This window comes from Nodularia chucula CCY0103 (assembly GCF_963923915.1).
GTDB classification, from domain to species: domain Bacteria; phylum Cyanobacteriota; class Cyanobacteriia; order Cyanobacteriales; family Nostocaceae; genus Nodularia; species Nodularia chucula.
The window spans coordinates 1-4,354 of the sequence record NZ_CAWUOL010000161.1; the positions used below are offsets into that span (position 1 = coordinate 1).

The window sequence follows — 4,354 nt, forward strand, 5'->3', positions numbered from 1 at the left end:
AAAACTACTATACCTGAATATGTAAAGTTTTGTAACGAGATTCAACATTTCTGATCTTCACCCATTGACGCTGAATAAATTCTAAATCTAGATGAGTAGATTTATTTAAAATTTTCTCACTTAACTGTAGCCACGAAAATGCTTTAACGTATTTCTTTTGCTTCCAATAAAAATAAGCTATATCAATAATTAATGTGACGCGAAAGCTTAACCCTTGGTGGTGGTGGTGACGGAGCTTACAAGCTTTGATAAATAATTTTTTAGCTTCGTCAAATTTCTCCATTAAAGTTAAAATCCAAGCTTTATCATAGCTAACTTCAGCTAAAGTTGAAAAATCTGGATATGGTCTATTTTCAGCTTCTGCAATCAGCCAATCAGTCCAAAATAAACGGTTGAATGAAGAAGTAATACTAGCACCTTGATGATAAGCTGGAGGGCGAATATTACGCCAAAAGTTTAAAATTTCACTATATTTGTTCTCCCTCATACACCATTCAATCACTGATTTCAGATTATCTGATTCAGCATCTAAACAGGAAATATATTCTTCCCAATCTTTATGATTATTTTTACCATATTTCTGGGACAATTGTAAATACCAATCAATCCATTTTTCTCTAAGTTCAGGATTATTATTTTTTAACTTATTCAATAGATAATTGCGAGTAAGAGGAGAAGTAATTACGTAGCGATTATTATTTTCATATTTAATTAATAAAAAGTCTTCTAATAATTTTAAATCTTTTTCTAGGAGAAGATTATCTGATGATACAATGTAAGCGATCGCTTCTTTTGCAGCAGGTTTAGGAAACATTGCCAAAGCCATTAACAAATAATAAGCTGTTTGGGTTAATGATTGTAATGAATCTGCATATAAAAATTCAGCAACTTCTCCTCCTGGCTCAATTAATTTACCCAGCGCCGTAGGTAAACAACCATCAATCCGGAACTGATTAAGAGCATAAACAATTGCCCCAGGCACTCCACCAGTAGTATCATATATTTGTTTATATCCTTTCGGTGTGATCGAAACACCTATTTTTTGAGCCTGATATTTGATAAAATCATGAGCTTCTGCTTCTGATAAAACTCCAAGAATGAAAGGAACACCCAAGTTTGTTTTTTTGCGTGATGTAATTAAAACTTTTACTTGCGAACTAAGTTCTTTAATAAGTTCTTTAATCAGGGAAATAATATCTTGTTCATTTTCGCAAGTTTCCCAATTATCTATAACTAACAGTGTAGATATTTTTTGTTTTTTTAATTTTCTTATAATAGTTTTTAATAAATTATCTGAATCTAAATTATCAATAATTTGTTGAGAAATTTTTAAAGTACAGGCAATTTTTTTACAAATAGCTTCTCGCGTGCTTACTCTGTCCTCACAAGTCAATAAACCCGCTCTTGTAAGTTTCTGTGGTTTAGCTGAAGTGAAAATAAAAGCATTAAAAATTTTCAACTTTAGTTTATAACTATCAATTTCTATAGCTTGCAAATAACAAAAAGCTGCTTCCTTGACTAAAGTTGTTTTGCTAAAAAAAGCACAGCTTTCTACACTAATTATAGAAATCTCATCCTGAGAAATTAATCTTAATAATTCAATTAACTTAGTTCCTCTAGCAAGAAAATTAATATCTTTATCTACCAAATTACTGTAAATAAAACTTGCAGGATCTTCTCTAATTTCTTGCCAATCAATCTCTAAAAGGTCACAATAAGCTATGAATGAAGAAGAATGACTGTTCTCTCTTTTTGTCTGAGAATTAAATCTTTGCCAAGTACCATAAGAAATATCTGTAGCAAAAATATCACCTTGTTCTATCAGTTCTTTGATTCCATTAATTATGGAACCATTTAGACTCCTAAGATGTTCTTTAATTTCAGCAATATTTTCATAATAGCTATACTGACCTATCCGGAAAAGTTCATGCAGATGTTGCAACCATCTTATATCATTGTCACCCCAATTATTTCTTTCGCAATATCGCTTGAGAAAACATTTAGAAGCTTTACGCAAAGGTAAATCATTTTCCTCTGTGACAGTGAGTCCTTTTTTTAGCCTAGCGTTCTTAATAATTTCTTGTTTTCCCTCAGCAACCCTGAGAAGTCGAGGTATGTCACTATACATTTTTTACATTTGTCAAGGATCAGTTTAAATCAATTTTAGCTGATCCTTGGCAGTTTTTGGGGAAATAAGATAAAAATAGGGTGATTATATATACTTTAGCTGCAAATTTTACTGGTAACATAAGCAACAGGCTATGGCTAACGAGAAACCACCTGATAACAGAGAAAGCAAACCCTTTGAAAAAAAGGAAAAGAGTGTTGTATGTCCTTCCTGTAAAGGTACAGGTAAAATCGAACCCCCAGGTGCAAAAAGAGCAGCACAGTGTCAACGATGCAAAGGTACAGGTTTTTTACTGAAGTAAAACCTTGTATTTGTTTTGCTTTGAGAACTAACAACTTTAAAAGCTTGTTAGAAAACTATCAATATAGAATCAGCCAAACTTTATTCCAGCACTTTGCGCATCTATCTGGTACAGGTTATATCTCATTTTTAATTTGATGTAATAATGGTATTTCCTAAATTCTTGTACCTAATCGTTACGCAAAGTGCTGTGTTTATATATTTTTTCAAGACCACAGCAATATCTGTATAAGTGGTCTGATTTTTTGTACACAAAATTTTAAACTCGTGCCATTTTTTTTTTATAAATAAACGTTCTCTTTCCTGAATCAATACCTTTATCAAGGCTATTATCCCATAAAAGCCTAAATTGTTAATTAATTTTAGCCATGCAAATAAAGAAGCAGATTTTTTTCTATGTATTCTCACTAAATGTACCCCAGCATCCGCAGCAATATTTAGAGATTTTAGATTTTTAGCTATTTTTAATAACTTCAGAAAAGCATCAACAGCATTACACCAATCTTTGGAATATTCATAAATTCGCGCTTTATTAGCAAGGACATTAGCTAACTTTCTTTCGTTAAAATCTATTTTTTGATAAAGATTTTCAGCCTCATTCAGATAAGTGTGTGCTGCTGAAAAATCAGGCTTTCTGCATTTAATAGCTACAGCACCAGCTAATAGATAGATATTACCTTCTGATTCAGGATATTCAGCTTTAGTATATCCACTTGTTGTTTCTTTCGTTTTGTTAAAGTTGGAAATTGCTTTTTCTAATAAATCATAAGATTTATCAAAATTACCTCTCTTATATTCCAACCAACCTAAACCATAGAAAATCAAAGCTAAAAAATATAAATTACCAGTCTCTTGAGAAAATTTTTTACCTTCAATAAAGGTTAATTCTGCCTCTGGTAAATTACCTACATTCAAATAAGCAATTCCTAAACTATACAAAACCCTTCCTAAATCAAAAATATTACCGATGGACTTTAAAATTGATACTGATCTCAAATAACTAGATATAGCTTTTTTGCCTTGATAAAACCTATCATATAAACTACCTAAATTAACTAATGCATTTGCTTGTTGATAAAGATTATTCTCCATTTTAAATAAATCCAATGCTTGCTGTAAATGCCATTCGGCTTCTTCAGGTTTTTGAGAACGTTGTAAAGTAATACCTGCGCCTAAATGATTAAAAGCTAAAAATTCTTCATTATTAAATTCAATACTAGCTAAAATACCTTTTTCATGATAAATAAAAGATTCTTTAAATTGACCTTTTTCTTGTAAATAACGTCCTAAAGCACAATACAGCCAACAACTATCTTCATCAATACGTTGAGAAATTTCTTGCTGTATCCAATTTCCCCAATCTCTATAATCTTGACTAATTTCACAGTAGTTTAGCAGAGCTTTACAAAACTGTCTGCGATTACTATTATTAACATCATCAGTCATTTGATTAAACACATCCCGAAAATCATTGATTACCTGGTTAATATCAATATTCTCTGAACTATTATTACCAAACAGAAGCTGATTATACTTATTAGCTAGATTGACCCATTGAGTCGAAAAATCATCAACGGAAAAATTTAAAAATGTAGGTACATCTAAAAGTACATTATTCATATTTATTTTTCAATGTTTCTGCAAAATAACGCGCAGTAAATGAGTGGAGAGATACTTGTTTATTAGAACTGACCGGAGTAATTTCAATTAGCGAAAGTTGATATAATTTTCTAATTGAATCATCAACAATTTGACTAGATAATCCCCCTAAATCATATAAAAGATGAATAGGTATTGGTCTAGACCTTGTAGCTAGATAAAGAAGTAACTTCTGAGTATCAATAGCATTTTCTTGTTGTAATTCTTGCCAATTACAGCACTTCCGTCTGTTATGAGGTACACTTAATTAAGATATAAATACTTTAA

At 31.0% G+C, this 4,354-nt stretch carries 2 protein-coding genes; both read right to left on the reverse strand.

The window, feature by feature from the left end; translation table 11 throughout:
• Nucleotides 1-7: 7 nt before the first annotated feature.
• Nucleotides 8-2,128 carry a P-loop domain-containing protein gene (locus ACM0OP_RS23705; protein WP_414530859.1) on the reverse strand — a complete coding sequence of 707 codons (2,121 nt, stop codon included), beginning with the start codon at nucleotides 2,126-2,128 and terminating at the stop codon, nucleotides 8-10.
• Between the two features lie 429 nt (nucleotides 2,129-2,557).
• Nucleotides 2,558-4,048 carry a tetratricopeptide repeat protein gene (locus ACM0OP_RS23710; protein ID WP_414530860.1) on the reverse strand — a complete coding sequence of 497 codons (1,491 nt, stop codon included), beginning with the start codon at nucleotides 4,046-4,048 and terminating at the stop codon, nucleotides 2,558-2,560.
• Between the last annotated feature and the right edge of the window lie 306 nt (nucleotides 4,049-4,354).